This is a genomic window from Bacillus sp. BS98 (assembly GCF_008432245.1).
Lineage (GTDB): Bacteria > Bacillota > Bacilli > Bacillales > Bacillaceae_G > Bacillus_A > Bacillus_A toyonensis.
Genome location: NZ_CP043831.1, coordinates 120,585 through 139,174, shown reverse-complemented (window position 1 = coordinate 139,174; position 18,590 = coordinate 120,585). Strand labels below are relative to the sequence as shown.

The window sequence follows — 18,590 nt, the reverse complement described above, 5'->3', positions numbered from 1 at the left end:
TGAAAACTATGGAGAGTGAATATAAATGATTGATTTAAGAAGCGATACTCTAACTACACCATCTGAGATAATGAAACAAGCAATGTTTGAAGCACAAATGGGAGATGACTGCTATGGCGAAGACGAAAGTGTGAATATGCTGGAAGCATATTGTAAAGAGTTATTTCAAGTCGAAGGAGCATTATTTATCCCAAGCGGGACTATGTCAAATCAATTAGCTATAAGAAGTCAAGTAGAGGAAGGGAATGAGATAATTACTGAGGTCAATTATCACATTTCCTTCTATGAGAGTGCTTCAACTGTTATGTTAAATAGAGTGGTACTAAATACTACGAAGACATCCGATGGCTTATTGACGGCTGATATTGTTGAAAAATTAATCCATGCTAAACCACGTGGTTATTTATATGCCCAGCCTCAATTAGTAAGTATAGAAAACACAATTAATTACTACCAGGGACGGACTTTCCCCTTAGAAATCATTAGAGAGCTAAGAGAATGCACTCAGCAATATGATTTGGCCCTTCATATGGATGGTGCAAGGTTATTTAATGCCCATATGGCAACAGGGATTCCCTTAAGTACATATGCTCAAAATGTAGATACATTTACAGTGTGTTTTGCAAAAGGTCTAGGTGCTCCGTTCGGTTCCATGTTAATGGGAACTCGTGAGGCAATTTGTAATGCGAAAAAATACCGTAAACAGTTTGGTGGTGGCTTGCATCAAATAGGAATGTATGCACGTGCAGCACACTATGCCATGGAGAACAACATGGTTAGACTTCGTGAGGATCACAGACTAACAAAATTATTAGCAGGTTACCTTAACAGTCATGACGCAATAAATATAGCCGAAGATCAAGTCGAAACCAACATACTATTCATTGATATTAGTAATCTTGGAATCACTTCTGAGATATTTGCAGAACGCTGTAAACAAAAAGGAATATTAGTGTTCCCATGGTTGCCAAATGTAGTTCGAGCAGTCGTACATCAGCACATTACAGAAGTTGATATAACTCTAGCAGCTGGAGTAATTAAAAATGTCTTTCAAGAAGCCCTTAACACAGATCCTAATCCCATTCTCAAGGAACTCTGTTACGCCTAAACTTATCAAATATTAAAGGAGATTAAGTAGAATGAAAAATATCTTATTTATTGAAACTAATACAACTGGAACTGGTGCAAAGGCAATGAAAATCGCTCAAAAGAAGGGATATAAAGTCCATTTTTGGACCAGCGATATTAAACAGTACGATGCAATAAAGGTGAATAATCCTTTAGATATTGCGGATGAGATTCTAACGATAGACACATACGACGTTGAAAAGATGATGTCTAAAATCTCAGATGAAAATTATATTTTTGATGGAGTGTTGGCATTTGATGACTATCATCTAATTCCAGCGACACAAATTGCTCAGAATTTACAGCTGACAGCTACCGATTTACATGCTTTAAAATTAGTTAGATATAAGCATCTTATGAGAGAGCATTTCAATAAGAGAGCTCAAGATTTATTATTTAAGCAACCTGGATTTGCAATAGTTGATCCTGATACGAATTGGGATAATATAGATATCAAGTTTCCTTGCGTATTAAAGCCTGTAGACGATAGCGGAAGCAATGGAGTATCTATCTGTAATAGTGAGGGTGACCTCAAACGCGCTTTAGAAGCTGAATTGGTAAGGAATATCAATGAAAGAGGATATAGCTTAGAGAGAAAATGGTTAATTGAAGAATTTATACAGGGAGCAGAGTATTCTGCAGAGATGTTACACACTTCAGAAGGATGGAAGCTTATTTCAGTAACTCAAAAAGACATTTATGGTATTCATGCAGTGGAAAGCGGTCATGTGACTTCAAAAGATTTAAGCCCCATTAAAGGTCTTGAAGAGTATTGTGTTCAATTGTTGTCCGAATTTAACTTACAAGCTGGGGCCGCACATATAGAATTTATTGTAAAAGATGCTGATCTTTATTTAGTGGAGATTAATCCAAGATTGGCGGGTGACTGTATTCCGGACTTAGTTGAAATGGCTACTGGAGTGAACATGGTAGAAGCTGTTTTAGATCAAGCAGTCGGAATTTCAATTCAAATTGAAACGCAGCGATCAAAGTCTGCTGCTATACAATTTTGCATCCCTGAGCAATTAGGCACCTATGTAGAGATACACAACGTAGAGCAAGCGGAGAATGTGACGGGGGTAGCAAAGATTCATACGGTTAATCTTCCTTTTCATGTAGAGAAAGTTTCTAGTAGTTACCATAGACTGGGATATGTCATAAGTGAAGGTGATACACCAATTGAAGCCTCTACATCAGCGAAAAAAGCAGTAAGCTTAATTCAATATACTGTTCAGTAAGAGAGTGCAAACATATCCAAGTAATGAAGCGAATATACATCTGATTCAGGGAAGTAAACATAGCATGAATGTTGTAGAGACACCAATACAAGATTTTTTCCCTTTATAATAAATGAGAAAAAAGCATCATATTCCAGTGGGTTTATGATGCTTTTTTATTTATTATGAAAATATGAATTAATAATAATTAAAGGTATTTTCTATTCTAACCTTTTATGAAAAAATAAGAAGAAACAAAGTGTATTATATAAAGGAACATTCACATCTTTCATGATAAATCATATTATAATATATCTTATTGCTAATTTATTAATACATGTACAGTCTTTTTGGTATTATTTATTAAGAAAGTGAAAATTTAATAGTATTGACATTTTTTAGTGTTTATATATAATATATCGTATATATAAATTGGAAAATTCGTTATAAATTAGCTGTTTGTAGTGAGAATGAAGATATAAATAATATTAATATTGAAAACGTAACAATTGACAAACTAAAAAACATCTTTTTAAACGAAAAACAATTGAATTAATTGGCCCTTCAGTAGAATTATTTTACTCATCCACTACATACAATTTAGTTTAATTAGAAATCTCACTACTTCAATAAAAATGTATTAAAAGGGGTCATATTTTATGGGAAAAATACCTTTAACTTCTGCTCAGCGTGGAATTTGGTATGCACAAAAACTTCAGGAAAATAACAATGTCTTTAATACGGCAGAATACGTAGAAATTAATGGGGAAGTTAATGTGAATCTTTTGAAAGATTCAATTAAGCAAACTATTCTTGAGTGTGAAGCACTAAATGCAAATCTTTACGAAAGAGATGATGAATTATATCAAACTATTAATGAAAAGAAAGAAATAATAATAGATTATCACGATTTATCGGGTAATGATGATGCACACAATTTAGCAATTAATTGGATGAAAGAAGAAATGGAACTAGAAATAAATCTTTCAAATGATCAGTTATATCGAGAGATGATTTTCCGTATTGATGATAATAAATATTATTGGTATCAGAAAATTCATCATGCAATTATAGACGGTTATGGTGTTTCTCTAATTTTAAAAAAGGTTTCTGATATTTATACTTCGAAATTGACTAACGTTTGTATAGATAATTTTAGTTTTGGGGCAATAAGTTCTATTATTGAAGAAGAAAATAACTATTATAATTCAGATAAGTATTTACAGGACAGTAAATACTGGATAAATAAAATGAAGTATCATCCGGAGATAGTTAGTTTTAATAATCATCAACAAATGAATCGAGATACTTGTATACCTAAAGGTCAATTTATTCGAGAAACCAGATATTTATCAGCTTGTACAATTAAAAAACTTGAAGATTTAGCTCACTCTCTAAAAATTAATTGGTCTGAAATTTTATTATCTGCGACTGCAATATATTTAAGTTTAACTACTGGACAAAATAAAATAATACTTGGACTACCAATGATGTGTAGGCTCGGTTCAGTATCACTTACAATTCCATCAAATGTGATGAATGTTCTACCTCTAAATGTTAATGTTGAAAGTAACAATAGCATTAACAATTTAATTATGCAGGTTTCAAAGGAAATATTAGAAATTAAAAAACATGAAAAATATCGAAGTGAATTAATTAGACGAGAGCTCGGTTACGTTGGTACTAATGATAAATTATTTGGGCCTGTAGTAAACTTTAAAACTTTTGATTACAGTTTAAATTTCGGAGGTGTAAAAGGTATAGTTCATAATCTTTCAGCAGGTCCAGTAGAAGACATTTCAATTAATATTTACATTGATGTAGAAACATCTACTATAAAAGTTGAAATGGATGCAAATCCGAGACAATATTCCGAAAGCGATATTTCTTTACATAGTGATAGGTTTATAAATTTAATTGATACTTTACTGGATACTGAGATTGATTCTGATGTTGGTTCTATAGATATTTTGTTAGAAAAGGAACGTCTAGATATTTTAAATAAATTCAATAGGTCAGAAAGTCATATATTAAAATTTCAAACGATACACGGTATGTTCGAGTATCAAGTTGAAAAAAAACCAAATAATATAGCTATTCAATCTGGGGATACGAAAATTACATATAAGGAATTGAATATTAAAGCGAACGGAATTGGAAAAGAACTCCAAAAAAGGGGTGTACATCCTGGTGATGTTGTAGGATTAGCTTTTGAACGTTCAATTGAAATGTTAGCTTCTATACTTGGGGTATTAAAGGTTGGTGCAACTTATTTACCAATTGACCCCAAATATCCCGCTGACAGAATTTCATTTATATTAAATGATTCTGGTGCATCATTTTTGTTAAGTGACCATTCAATTAAAGATAAAATTTCATTTCAAGGAGTTAAAATTTCCTTAAATGACATATATCTTGGTGAAGTAAATAATTTAAATAGTGACGTAAAAACTACAGATATAGCCTATATTATATATACTTCAGGAACAACTGGAAAACCAAATGGTGTAATGATTGAACATAAATCGGTTATAAATTTTCTGCAAACCCTTGAGGAGAGAAGTCCACTCAAGGATACAGACTCACTTTTGTTAAAAACCACTATATCTTTTGATGCGTCTGTCTGGGAATTATTTTGGTGGATGTGGAAAGGGGCACGCCTTAGCTTATTAGAAAATCATGCTGAAATGGACCCTTTACTTATTATAGAAGCTATTAATAAATATAAAATTACACATCTTGAGTTCTCACCATCTATGCTTCAAGTTTTTTTAAATTATGTAAATGAATTTAAAATGCAAGATAAATTAGTGACTGTTAAGTATGTTTCTGTAGGCGGTGAAGTTTTGTCTGCTAATTTGACAAGGTGCTTTTACGATACACTTACATTAAAAAATAATACTAGGTTATATAATACCTACGGACCTACAGAGACCACCGTTGAAGTATCAAGTTACCTGACTCAAGGAAATGAGACATCGCTAATTCCTATCGGGAAACCAAACCTTAATACAAAGTTTTATATTTTTAGTGATTCATTTAAATTGCAACCTATTGGTGTCACAGGGAAATTATATATTGCTGGGCAAGGACTTGCGAGGGGTTACTTAAATAGAGCTGATTTAACTAAAGAAAAATTCATTGAGAATCCTATTGTTTCAGGTGAAAGAATCTACTATACGGGTGATTTAGCAAGGTGGCTAGTAGATGGTAATGTAGAATATATGGGTAGAGTAGATAACCAAGTAAAGATACGAGGGTTTAGAATTGAGGTAGAAGAGATAGAAAACGCTCTTTATAAAACCGGATTAATTCAACAAGCAGTAATAATCCCTATTAAAGCTGAAAAAGAAAGTCTAGAATTAATTACTTATTATGTAACTAATAACTCTGTAACAACTGAAAAAATAAAAGAAAAATTAAGTGAAGTGCTTCCGCCTTACATGATACCTAGTTATTTTATGGAACTAAAAGATATACCTTTAACTATTAACGGAAAAATTGATTACAAATCTTTACCTAAGTATATTCATAAAAGTAAAAAGGGTTCCAAAGAAAGAGCTTTAACTCAATTAGAAAGTGAATTAGCAATCGTATGGAGTGCCGTGCTAGGGACTAACAAACCTTCACTGTTAGATAACTTTTTTGATTTTGGGGGACATTCACTTAAAGCAGCAAACTTAGTCACAAAGATTCACGAGACATTTCAAGTTAAATTATCAATAAAAGATGTCTTTGACAACCCTTTATTTAAACAGCTAGCAAAACAAATAGAAGGAAAAAGAAAAGAAGAACATTTAATTATACCTCAAGTAAGTACCAAGAACAGTTATGTAATCTCTCCTCTACAAAAGAGGATGTTTGAAATGAACAAAATCTCACCATCAAAAATTGCATACAATATGCCTTCTGTTACAGAGTTCAAAGGAAATTTAAATGTAAAGCGTTTAGAAAATGCAATTTCACATTTAATAGAAAGACATGAGACTTTAAGAACATATTTTTTAGAAATAAACTCTGAATTAAGACAAAAGATAGCTTCATTTTACTCTTTTAAACTCAATGTCATTGAAATGGATGATCATAAAGAAATAGCTAATTATATTAATAACTTTGTTCAACCTTTTAATCTTAATAAGTTACCACTATTTAAATGCGACTTATTAAAAGTGGGGGAAGATAGCTATTTATTTTTACTAGATATGCACCATATTATATCAGATGGAATTTCATTAAATATTTTTATGAATGATTTGATAAAATATTACAATGGAGAGAGTCTGTCACCCTTACGTGTTCAATATAAAGACTATGCAAACTGGCAATTGTCTCGTATTAAAAGTATAGAAAAGCAAGGGAATTATTGGGGAAATTTATTCAAGGATCAATTCTCAATGTTTAAGCTGCCAACTGATTACGAAACGCAACAAGAATTAGACTTTAAGGGTAATAATATTGAGTTCGTAATTAATAAATCACAAAAAGAGAAATTGTATTTAATTGCTAAAGAGAAAAATACTACTCTATATACAGTTATGTTAACTATTTATACTATTATGCTATCTACTTATAGTAAGAATAATGACATTATTATTGGAAGTATGAGCGGGGGACGCACGCATTCAGATTTAGAATCTACCATGGGCTTATTTGTAAATACTGTTGCCGTTAGGAACCAGCCACTCGATAATAAATTATTTTATGATTTCTTAGAAGAAGTAAAAGAAAACTCTTTAAAAGCTATTGAAAATCAAGAATATACCTTTGATGAGGTACTTAATAATTATCAAGAAAGTATTAATCTTAATAACCAGATTTTTGAAGCGATGTTTCTTTTTCAAAAAGTTATTAAATTAAATGAATTCAAAGGAGATTTAGAAATAAAGTCTTTTAAAATGATCGAACAGCCTGTATCAGATTTTAAATTAATATTAGAAATTATTGATAATGATAGTGAACTTAAATGTATATTAACGTACTCAACTACTTTATATAAATATAGTACCATTAAAGGACTGGGAGATAATATGTTAAATATAATTGAACAGATTATCAATAACTCAGGAGATACAATTTTAAAAATGAAAGAAAAATCAGTTATTAATGTAGCTGAACGAATAGGATCAGATTAATCGGGGAGGGGAAAAAACCTCAGCAGAAGAAGTTGAGAATCATCTCCTAGTACACAAAGATATTACAGATGTAGCAATAGTATCTATCCCAGAGTTGTATTTAGGTGAGCGAATTTGTGCCTATATAATAGCAAAAGAAAATCGTCCTACTTTAAAAGATTTAAAAGAGTTTTTAACTTTAAGAGGTGGAGATGAATATAAATCTCTGGATCAAGTAGAATTTATAACTGAATTTCCTGAGACTGGAGTAAGGAAAGTTAGTAAAAAAGAATTACGTAAAATGATATCAGATAAATATAGGAAGACCAAAATTAATTATTAAATTACTTACATTATGAGGAGAATTTTTAATGACTTTACCAACTATTAAAGACTATCTAATGCCAACAAAAACTGATTTACCAACTAATAAAGTAAAATGGAATGTTGATAAAAAACGTGCGATTTTACTGATTCATGATATGCAAGAGTATTTTATTGACGCTTATGAAGAAGACTCACTGCTAATAAAAACTCTTGTGAAGAATATAAATATACTAAAAAGCACGTGTAAGGAGCTTGGAATCCCAATTATATATTCTGCTCAACCTGAAGGTCAAAATTCTCACCAGAGAGCGTTATTAGAAGACTTTTGGGGAAAGGGAATTCCCCGAGAAGGTAATAAGCAAAGGATTATTAGCAGTTTGACTCCTGAAAAAGATGATATTTTATTAACTAAATGGAGGTACAGTGCTTTTAAAAAAAATGACCTATTAGACATTTTTCAGGAGCAAGGACGTGACCAGATAATAATTTGTGGAGTTTACGCTCATATAGGCTGTCTTTTAACTGCAGCAGATGCATTTATGGAAGGTATACAACCATTTTTCGTTGGAGATGCTGTTGCTGATTTCACTTTAGAAGATCATAAACAATCACTAATTTATACATCAAATAGATGCGCTAAAACAATTACTACCGAGCAAATAAAACAAGCACTATCTAATGAGAATGATGATTTAACTAAAGATTACATCCGTGAACAAGTCGCTGAACTAATTGGCTATAATGAGTTTCAGTCAATTAATGATAATGAGAACTTATTGTTATTAGGGATGGACTCGATAAGGGTTATGACTTTTATGGGAAATCTAAATAAAAAAGGAATCAATTTACCCTTTGTAAAACTTGCTTTGGAACCGACTATTAATAATTGGTGGGAACTTATAGTAAGTAAGAAGGATGAAGTACTTAAATAGTAAAACTAGCTTTATACATAGTTTATTTAACAAGTCACTGTTATGGGGTAAAGTATTTTTAAAGTAGGTAAATCTCCATAACAGTGTTTTATGCGGCTCAGAATAACATTCAAACTCTATAAAAACCCTATTTGAAAAAGGTAAACGTTGTTTCCTAGTTAAAACTAAATCAATCAAAGTTAATTTAGTTTTTAATAAAAAATACGGAGGTAGTTAATAGTGTTTTATTGCGTAAACCTTGAAGAACACAACAACAATAAAGGTATAACTAGTTATGAAGATAAAAGTAATGGAGAACTAGACTCTTTAGCAGGACTCTCTATACCAAAAGATTTTTTTCGCGAGAACATGAACTTTATTTATGAAAGTCAAGATATACCTTTTATATTTAATATTAACAATAATTTTGATAACTTTGAAGTGGATAATCAACTTATAAAAATCAGACCAAACTTATACTCAGACATTTTTTTTGTTGGCACTTGTTACGGAGGTAGTTATTACCATAATGTGGACCTAATGAATGAAAATAATATTTATTCTAAAAAATTACACTTATCAGACTTAAATAGTGAGATATCTAATAATGGTGATATTTGTTTCAAATCTTTTGAATACATGCATTCACATCTAGGTATTAACAAGTTTATAAAACCTAAAATTTGGTTTTATCATATGTCATTAAATTCTTATATGAAATTAGATCACCTTAAGTTTGGTTATAATCCATTTATACATATTTTTTCTATCACAATGAAGGAGGTATAACAATTTGAGTAAATCAAAAGTAATTTATAAGGAGAACTTCGATTGTAAAACCCTTACACTAAACGCTATTTTATCAAGGGTTATACCAATATCAGAATTTATTTGGAACCAGGCAGGGTTAGCAATCTATGAAAATGAGAATAATCTAATTTTTACTCCTTACTATATAAATGAGTATGAACATCTTTATAACACGACTAATGTAAGAAGTATTGAATATAAATCACCAAATTTTGAACTTTGGTTAGAAAAAATAATATTTATATTAAACAGTGGTAGTTCGATACTAGTACGTGTTGATATCTTTGATTTACCATTTAATATGTATTATTGCAAACATAGGGGACCACACTACATTGAAATTACACATATGGAACATGACCAATTTTTTGTATGTGACCATTTTTATAAATATTCTGGTTTGGTTGATATAGCCATTATTGCAAAAGCTATGGAAACTAGAATGGACATTGAAGGTGAAAATGAATACATTTTCCGTAGTTTCTATACGGATGGGCATTCTTTTAAACTAGACAAAAATTATTTATTTAAAGTTATGACTAAGAATAACTCCCAAATATTAGGGGGGGAGGCAGTGGATTTTTTAGATATACCAAATCACAGACGGTTGGTAGGTCTAAAAACTTTTGATAGATTCGATAATTACTTAGAAGAACATTTCCATCAAAAAGGGCCATTAAAAGACATATACAAAAGTTTATTTAATTTGAGTAATTCAAGGTACCATTATTCAAAAATTATCTCAAAATATAAAGGTAATTATAACAATATTGAAGTGATTGAAGACTTATATTTAGATAGCTATCAGAATTTTAGAATAGCAGCTAATTTAGTCCTTAAGTTAAGAGCATCAAAAAAAGAACGAGCATATCTTACTAACTTAAAGGATATATTATCCTCAACTCTAAATATTGAAAGAGAGGCATCTAAATTAGTTGAAGATTTTATTTTAAAAGAAGATGTACCTAATACGTTTTATAAATAATTTTTATAAAAGATTTAATAAACGATAAATACTAAATAACATATTTAAGCTTAGCTTACAAAGTGACCTACTAATGGGTTCAATTCACGTTAATTTATATTAATTAATATATGAATGATAAAGATATAAAATAGACACCTGATTATAATAAATATTTCAATTATAATCAGGTGTCTAAATTCCAATAGGTATAGGAAAACAATATGATGATACATTTAAGCAAGAAACAGTAGAGTATATCCTTGAGTATAAATGTCAACCTAAACATGTACACTTTTGCTTGTCCAAGGCTGTACAAAATTACTTATTCTCTTTATTAAAATGATCCTTAATTCGATAAGATTTTCCAATAATGCTAACGACTGTGGCGTGATGCAAAACACGATTCAATATGGCGTTAGCTATTTTTGTGTCTTGAAAAACTTCATTCCACGATTTGAAATTAATATTGGTAGTGAGAATCGTGGAATGAAGTTTTTCATAACGCATATCAATTAACTGAAAAAATAATTTTGCATCCTCTGAATCAATTGGCAAATAACTAATTTCATCATTGATAAGTAGTTTATGCTTCGTATAATGTTCCATACGAGTTTCAAGACGATTTGCTACTTTTGCACGTTTAAGATTTTAAAGTAAATCATGACATTTAATGAAATATGTACTTGTACGTTTCTTAGCTGCTGTGATGCCAATAGAAATGGTCAATTGGGTCTTTCTTTGACATTTAGCTGAAACTGATTATTGATTTGACTTGTAGTAAATCATGTTCGATGCATTGACTTTTACTAGTGTGTGTTTGATTCTGTAAGAATCTCTTATTGTGCTCTGTGGTAGGGGCTGTAAGAGATTTTTTTCTTGTTTTAAAACGAACATTGGAATCTTGTTTGGATTAACGGGTATTAATTGAAAAATAATCCATTTATAAATTATATTTAAAAATATTGAGATTTTATTCCTTTTATATTATAATTTTCTGTATATGTAAAATATTAGATTTTTAATTTTCGTTTTTAATTAAACAAAAATTTCAATTTCAAAGAATGTAATGAGAGGCATATGTATATTCACTCGTTTTGCTATAATATAATGATTGCGAAATCTCGCAATATAGTCGAGAAAAGTACATTAAAAACTCGTAGTATTAAAATGGAGTTTATATTTATTATCAAATTCTTATTCAGGTTAATTTATGCTCAAGAAAAATATTTTTTGTTATAAATTCAAAATTTCGGATGTGAAGTTCTTTTTGTTGATTTTTGGGAGGTAATGTATGAATAAAAGTAAACTGATTTGTTTGGCACATGCAGGGGGATCTGCACAAATTTTTAAAGAATGGGGCCGTGTTTGTAATTCAATTGAATTTATCCCAATTGAGTACTCTGGTAGAGGGAGCCGCATCGGTGAAACTTTATTTGCGAATTTAAATGAAATGGTTGATGATGTATATAAACAAATTTTAATTCATATTAATGAATGTGAAAAATATTCAATTTTTGGCCATAGTTTTGGAGGATTGGTAGCATTTGAATTAATTAGAAATTTTGATTTTTTTACTCCTGAGCATGTTTTTATTTCAGGAATGGGTGCTCCACATAAAAGAAAGTCACATTCCTTTTTTCATTTACTACCGGATGATCAATTTATTGAAAAAATAAAACATATGAATGGAACTCCTTCTGCAGTTCTCGAAAATAAAGAATTAATAGATTTGTTTTTACCGATATTAAGAGCAGATTTTAAAATGAATAATGAATACCAATACAATACAGAGTCGAGTAGAATCAAAGAAGATTTATCAATTATTTTTGGAAATAAAGATCATATAATAGATAGGAACAATATACTATCTTGGAGAGATTTGACTGATGGGGATTGTGATTTCTTTGAAATCGATGGGGATCATTTTTATGTGAATAGGAATTATAGTGATGTTTTAAATATTATATCTAAAAAATGTCTACATCAATAATACCTTCAATAAAGGACAAGAATGTAACAATTTATGTTTTAAATGAGGTACTCCGTATTCAGCCTATCGAGGTGTTAGGGAAATTATTTATAGGTGGTAGCGGATATTTGGACGAGGATATTTAAATCAGCCTGAACTGACCGAATGCGATTTATTGCTAACCCCTAAACGCCTATATCGAACTGGTGATTTGGCAAGATGGTTTCCAGATGGAAATATTAAATATATAGGACGTAAGGATAATCAAGTGAAGATAAGAGGGAATCGAATTGAAATTGGCAAAGTTGAGTCGCAAATTCTTCAGATACGTTCAATTAAAGAAGCAATTGTTACAGTATATCCAGATGCCCAAAATGAACAAACATTATGTGCTTATTATGTAGTAAATGAAGAACTATCTAATAGAGAGTTAGGAGATAACTTATCTATGTATTTACCGAATTATATGATACCTACATATTTTGTACACCTGAATAAAATCCCATTAACTCCAAATGGGAAATTTGATATTAAATTATTGTCAGCATCTAAAAAAATTATGCAAACTGATGTTGAATATGTTTCACCGGATACTTTTATACAGAAAACATTTGCACGTGTATGGGTGAAGGTGTTAGATGTGAAATGGGTGGGTATACATTATCATTTCTTAGAATCAGGATATAAAGTTTAGATTCAACACTTGTTTAGATACCTAACAATTTCCAATATTCGCAAATATGTTCAGCCGATAAAAAATGCAAATATATAAGATAGGGTTAAAATTAAATACGATGCTCAGATGGAATGACATATATGCAATTGTGTATGAGGATGTTTTGAATTTAAACTAAAATAAGGTTAATGAATGTGTGATTTTTACATATTAAGACGAAGCCTAGAGGAGAGATTCGTCTTTGTTTGTATTTTGGTATTTAACATATGTATTATTCTACCAATGAGAAATTTAAGCGAAATGTTAAGATTTTAAAAACCTAAAAATGATGTTCTGCACTAGTTTCTAATAAAATATATACTAAATGTAGTAGAAAAGTCTGCAGGTTATAATAGTAAAATTCGATCCTACAGTAAAAAAATAAAAAATTTATTTATTGAGTTAGGACATAATCATACTATTCATAAATAATGAACTAAATTTATATGATAATTTAAAATTTCTTTCAATTAAAAATAATGTTCGTTTTAGAAATTTTAATAAGAATTAAAAAATGTTGAATTATAGTATGCAGAAAGATTTGTGAAAGAAATAAGTATCGAATGTGTTGTATTAGAAGTAACGATTTATGAGGAAGAAATGAGGCTAAGAGATTTGAAAAGAAGGCAGAAAAAAAGCTTCGGCTGAAAGAAGATAAGGAAATATTTTGAAATGTTATAGTTATATTTGATAAAAAATAAAAGATGTAAAATTGCATTAATTTATCAATTGTCAAAAGAAAGGACGGTTTAATGTGCAGTATTTATGCTATCAAGAATTTGAAATCTATGGATGAAACCACATACAATAGCCTGTTAAATTTGGTTTCAATAGAAAAGAAAAGAAAAATAGAACGTTATAAAAAAAAAGAAGATGCTTATAGAACTTTGTTAGGTGATGTAATGATTAGATCTATTATTTGTAAACGTTATAAAATATCTAATCAAGATATAAAGTATACTTACAATAAGTATGGTAAGCCGGATTGGGTAGGAGATAAGTTTTTTTGTTTTAATATTTCTCACTCAGGGGATTGGATTGTTTGTATTGTAGGTAATACTTCAGTAGGTATAGATATTGAACAAATACGTCCAATCAAGTTAGAAACAATTTCACAAGTTTTTTCAATGAAGGAAATTGAGGATTTGAATTTAAAGGTATTAACCGAAAAAAATGATTATTTTTATGATTTATGGACTTTGAAAGAAAGTTATATCAAGGCAATTGGCACAGGTCTTTCAACTTCTTTCAACTCTTTTACCATAAAAAAAAATGAGGAGGAAGGTATTAGTATTAATCAAGGTGATACAAATAGTGCTTACTTTTTTAAACAATATCATATAGATTCTGATTATAAATTATCAGTATGTGCCAATTCTAATCAATTTCCGCATAAAGTTATCCTTAAAAACATACATGAAATTATTCATGACATATCTGAAACTGTTAGTATATCCATTTATTCATGACGGTGTTTGCATAAGGTAGTTTACTCAGACTGATAGAGTGTTTAGTGTACTGGTAAATATAAAAGGAATAATAAGTTTCTTTTTGAAAAAAACGCTTATTATTCTTTTTGTTTAAAAATATGGAATTTATTATTAAAAATAATACAATGTTATAGCGATATATTTAAATGTAATATAAAACAAATTAAAAAAATTTATTATCATTAAGCAATTTGAGGTGCGATATAGTTATAAAGAATGTAAAGAGTACGTGTGTAAATATGATTATTTTTGAAATTTTGTTATAAGCCTAAAATAAAAGAAAAGGGAAGGAATACATATATGGATTTGAAAGGGAAAATTGCTTTAGTAACTGGTGCTGCACAAGGTATTGGAGCTGCTGTAGTTAAAGCTCTGGCTGAACTAGGTGTATCTGTAGTAGCAGTAGATAAAAATGAAGAAGTATTAGATAGAATGGCAAAAAAATTACAAAAAAAAAATCAACATGTTGTTGTCTTTCGAGCAGATGTTAGTGATCGCAAAAGGATAGATAAAATAGTAGAAGAAGTTGAATCTACTATGGGGCCAATTGGTATTTTAGTAAATGTAGCAGGAATCTTACGTATTGGCTCTGTTGAATCTTTGAGTGATGAGGATTGGCATTCAACATTTGAAGTGAACACTACGGGTGTATTTTATGTTTCGCGTGCTGTAATTCAATATATGAAGCCCCGTAGGGAGGGGGTAATTGTTACCATAGGTTCAAATGCATCTAGTATACCACGTGTAGGAATGTCTGCATATGCAGCGTCTAAAGCTGCAGTTACTTCGTTTACCAAAACTATGGCTTTAGAATTAGCCGAATATAATATCCGCTGTAATATTGTATCACCAGGTTCCACAGAAACTGAAATGCAACAAAAAATGTGGAATGATGAGAGTGATATGGAAAAAGTAATTAAAGGTTCTCTAGAAAATTATAAATTAGGGATTCCTTTAAAAAAATTGGCTACACCTTCTGATATTGCAGAAGCAGTTTTATTTTTGGTCTCTAACCGTTCTGCACATATTACAATGCATAATATGTGTGTTGATGGAGGAGCAACTTTAGGAGTGTAATATTAAATGTGGGAGGTTATTAGTAGATGAGTTATATGACTGAATATAAAAATTCAGCTCTACAATTATTAGATGATTATAAAGTTGGTTCTTCATTTTTTTTTGCTTCACCAACCCGTACAATCTTAACTGAAGGAGAGTTTACTACAGTAAAGCATCATGAAATTGAAAGTTTTCCAGAACTTGTACAAGCGGTATTAAGTAATGCAAAACAAGCAGGAAATCCTAATCCTATCGTTGTCGGTGCCTTGCCATTTGATTGTAGAAAAGAAGTTCAACTTATTGTACCGGAATATTGCAGAACTTCTGAGCGTTTACAATTGGATACAACAAATCATCTTGAAACAAATGCGAACTTAACATTTGAAATGTCACCAGTCCCAGAGCCTGAAGTGTATATGAATGGTGTGAAGCAAGGGATTGAAAAAATTCAGGATGGAGATTTAAAGAAAATCGTTCTATCTAGATCGCTAAATGTTAAATCTTCAGAGAAGATTGATAAACAAAAACTACTTCGCGAATTAGCAGAGCATAATAAGCATGGTTATACATTTGCTGTGAATTTACCGAAAGGTGAAAACGAGAACAATAAGACATTAATTGGAGCAAGCCCTGAATTACTCGTCTCACGTAATGGTATGCAAGTTACTTCTAATCCGTTAGCTGGTTCAAGACCTCGTAGTGTAGATCCAGTGGAAGATAAGAGAAGAGCAGAGGAATTACTCTCTTCACCAAAAGATTTACATGAACATGCAGTAGTAGTTGAAGCGGTAGCTGCTGCGCTTCGTCCGTACTGTCATACATTGCATGTGCCAGAAAAACCATCAGTTATTCATAGTGAAGCAATGTGGCATTTGTCTACAGAAGTGAAAGGTGAGCTTAAGGATCCAAATACTTCTTCTTTAGAATTAGCAATCGCTCTTCATCCTACGCCAGCAGTTTGCGGAACGCCGATGGAAGAAGCGAGAGAGGCTATTCAAAAAATTGAGCCATTTGACCGTGAATTCTTTACAGGAATGTTAGGGTGGAGCGATTTAAATGGAGATGGCGAATGGATTGTTACAATTCGTTGTGCTGAAGTGCAAGAAAATACACTTCGTTTATATGCAGGAGCTGGAGTTGTTGCTGAGTCAAAACCAGAAGATGAGTTAGCGGAAACATCAGCTAAGTTCCAAACAATGCTGAAGGCTTTAGGGCTAAGAGATAATTCGCTGAATGAAAAATAGGGGGACGAAAGAATGTTAACAGGTTATACGGAATGGCCAAAAGAATTTGCCGATCGTTATCGAGAAGAAGGGTGTTGGCTTGGTGAAACATTTGGCGGCGTGTTAAGAGAGAGTGCTGAGAAATATGGAGATCACATTGCGGTTGTAAGCGGTAATACGCATATAACGTATAGTGATCTTGATAAAAAGGTAGATCGCTTAGCTTCAGGCTTACTGAATTTAGGAATAAAGAAAGAGGATCGAGTTGTAATCCAGTTACCTAACATTATCGAGTTTTTTGAAGTATGTTTTGCGCTATTTCGAATTGGAGCACTTCCTGTTTTTGCATTACCTTCACATCGTAGTAGTGAAATTAGTTATTTTTGTGAGTTTGGTGAGGCGAGTGCTTACGTTATTTCAGATAAGGTTCTCGGCTTTGATTATCGAAAACTAGCAAGAGAAGTGAAAGAGAAAGTGCCAACTTTACAACATGTAATTGTAGTGGGAGAAGAAGAAGAGTTTGTGAACATAAATGATCTGTATATGGATCCCGTCTCATTACCAGAAGTTCAGCCAAGTGATGTTGCATTTCTCCAATTATCAGGAGGGACAACAGGACTTTCTAAATTAATTCCTAGAACACATGATGACTATATTTATAGTTTACGTGTTAGTGCTGAAATTTGTAATTTAAATGCAGAAAGTGTCTATATGGCAGTTCTTCCAGTAGCACACAATTACCCGATGAGTTCTCCAGGAACATTTGGAACTTTCTATGCGGGTGGAAAGGTAGTGTTGGCAACTGGAGGGAGTCCAGATGAGGCATTTGCTCTTATAGAAAAAGAAAAAGTGACGATTACAGCGCTCGTTCCACCATTAGCAATGATTTGGCTTGATGCTGCATCTTCCCTTAATAACGATTTATCGAGCTTGCAAGTGATTCAAGTAGGTGGTGCAAAATTTAGTGCCGAAGTTGCGAAGCGTATTCGCCCTACATTTGGATGTACGTTACAGCAAGTGTTTGGTATGGCAGAAGGGTTAGTAAATTACACAAGATTAAATGATCCGGAAGAAATCATTATTCATACACAAGGAAGACCGATGTCTACATCCGATGAAGTAAGGGTTGTTGATGAAAATGATAACGATGTAAAACCTGGTGAAGTAGGTAGTTTATTAACACGAGGTCCATATACAATTCGTGGTTATTATAAAGCAGAAGAGCATAATGCACGATCATTTACAAAGGATGGATTTTATCGCACAGGTGATCTTGTAAAAGTAAATGAACAAGGTTACATCATTGTAGAAGGAAGAGATAAAGATCAAATTAATCGTGGTGGTGAGAAGGTTGCTGCGGAAGAGGTTGAAAATCATCTATTAGCACATGATGCAGTACATGATGTAGCAATTGTATCTATGCCTGACGATTATTTAGGAGAACGTACTTGCGCTTTTGTAATAGCGCGCGGACAAGCTCCAACTGTAAGTGAATTAAAAACGTTTTTAAGAGAACGTGGTATAGCGGCTTATAAAATTCCAGATCGAATTGAATTTATTGAATCTTTCCCGCAAACAGGTGTTGGAAAAGTAAGCAAAAAAGAATTACGTAAAGTCATTGCTGAAAAACTTATTACAGTAAAACGATAAAACCTATTAAGAT

The 18,590-nt window shown here is 31.3% G+C and carries 13 protein-coding genes and 2 pseudogenes; 13 read left to right on the top strand and 2 right to left on the bottom strand.

Annotated elements, in window-relative coordinates:
* Window positions 1–25 precede the first annotated feature (25 nt).
* From F0362_RS27780 to F0362_RS27750, 7 genes are all read left to right on the top strand, one after another.
* A complete protein-coding gene (locus tag F0362_RS27780; protein ID WP_098010165.1) occupies window positions 26–1,108 on the top strand; it encodes a threonine aldolase family protein in 1,083 nt (360 codons plus the stop codon).
* 31 nt (window positions 1,109–1,139) lie between these two features.
* Entirely contained in the window at window positions 1,140–2,366 is a 1,227-nt protein-coding gene (locus F0362_RS27775) for an ATP-grasp domain-containing protein (RefSeq protein ID WP_098010163.1), read from the top strand.
* A gap of 638 nt (window positions 2,367–3,004) precedes the next feature.
* Window positions 3,005–7,477, top strand: a complete 4,473-nt coding sequence (locus F0362_RS27770) for a non-ribosomal peptide synthetase (RefSeq protein WP_097825640.1) — start codon at window positions 3,005–3,007, stop codon at window positions 7,475–7,477.
* A complete protein-coding gene (locus tag F0362_RS27765; RefSeq protein ID WP_098010161.1) occupies window positions 7,473–7,799 on the top strand; it encodes an AMP-binding enzyme in 327 nt (108 codons plus the stop codon). Before F0362_RS27770 ends, F0362_RS27765 begins: the two co-directional genes overlap by 5 nt.
* 28 nt (window positions 7,800–7,827) lie before the next feature.
* Window positions 7,828–8,715 carry an isochorismatase gene (locus F0362_RS27760; RefSeq protein ID WP_000174708.1) on the top strand — a complete coding sequence of 296 codons (888 nt, stop codon included), beginning with the start codon at window positions 7,828–7,830 and terminating at the stop codon, window positions 8,713–8,715.
* A gap of 219 nt (window positions 8,716–8,934) precedes the next feature.
* Window positions 8,935–9,483 carry a hypothetical protein gene (locus F0362_RS27755; RefSeq protein ID WP_098010159.1) on the top strand — a complete coding sequence of 183 codons (549 nt, stop codon included), beginning with the start codon at window positions 8,935–8,937 and terminating at the stop codon, window positions 9,481–9,483.
* Between the two features lie 4 nt (window positions 9,484–9,487).
* Entirely contained in the window at window positions 9,488–10,489 is a 1,002-nt protein-coding gene (locus F0362_RS27750) for a hypothetical protein (protein ID WP_098010157.1), read from the top strand.
* A 300-nt stretch (window positions 10,490–10,789) separates the two neighbouring features.
* Here the strand turns inward: F0362_RS27750 and F0362_RS27745 are convergent.
* Window positions 10,790–11,188: pseudogene (locus F0362_RS27745) on the bottom strand (ATP-binding protein); the annotation flags it as partial.
* Between the two features lie 45 nt (window positions 11,189–11,233).
* Window positions 11,234–11,374 (bottom strand): annotated as a pseudogene (locus F0362_RS27740) (IS21 family transposase); the annotation flags it as partial.
* A 388-nt stretch (window positions 11,375–11,762) separates the two neighbouring features.
* Between F0362_RS27740 and F0362_RS27735 the strand changes: the two are divergent.
* From F0362_RS27735 to F0362_RS27710, 6 genes are all read left to right on the top strand, one after another.
* Complete coding sequence (locus F0362_RS27735; protein WP_098010155.1) at window positions 11,763–12,461, top strand: thioesterase II family protein; 699 nt, start codon at window positions 11,763–11,765, stop codon at window positions 12,459–12,461.
* A gap of 190 nt (window positions 12,462–12,651) precedes the next feature.
* Window positions 12,652–13,134 (top strand): AMP-binding enzyme, encoded by a 483-nt coding sequence (locus tag F0362_RS27730; protein ID WP_170952452.1) that lies wholly within the window; start codon window positions 12,652–12,654, stop codon window positions 13,132–13,134.
* A gap of 809 nt (window positions 13,135–13,943) precedes the next feature.
* Window positions 13,944–14,624 carry a 4'-phosphopantetheinyl transferase family protein gene (locus tag F0362_RS27725; protein WP_240522384.1) on the top strand — a complete coding sequence of 227 codons (681 nt, stop codon included), beginning with the start codon at window positions 13,944–13,946 and terminating at the stop codon, window positions 14,622–14,624.
* A gap of 321 nt (window positions 14,625–14,945) precedes the next feature.
* Window positions 14,946–15,722, top strand: coding sequence for a 2,3-dihydro-2,3-dihydroxybenzoate dehydrogenase (locus F0362_RS27720; RefSeq protein ID WP_000364391.1), 777 nt, complete (start codon window positions 14,946–14,948; stop codon window positions 15,720–15,722).
* 26 nt (window positions 15,723–15,748) lie between these two features.
* Complete coding sequence (gene dhbC, locus F0362_RS27715) at window positions 15,749–16,948, top strand: isochorismate synthase DhbC (protein WP_098010153.1); 1,200 nt, start codon at window positions 15,749–15,751, stop codon at window positions 16,946–16,948.
* Between the two features lie 12 nt (window positions 16,949–16,960).
* On the top strand, window positions 16,961–18,577 hold the full coding sequence (locus F0362_RS27710) for a (2,3-dihydroxybenzoyl)adenylate synthase (RefSeq protein WP_149890118.1): 1,617 nt from the start codon (window positions 16,961–16,963) through the stop codon (window positions 18,575–18,577).
* The last annotated feature ends 13 nt before the right edge of the window (window positions 18,578–18,590 follow it).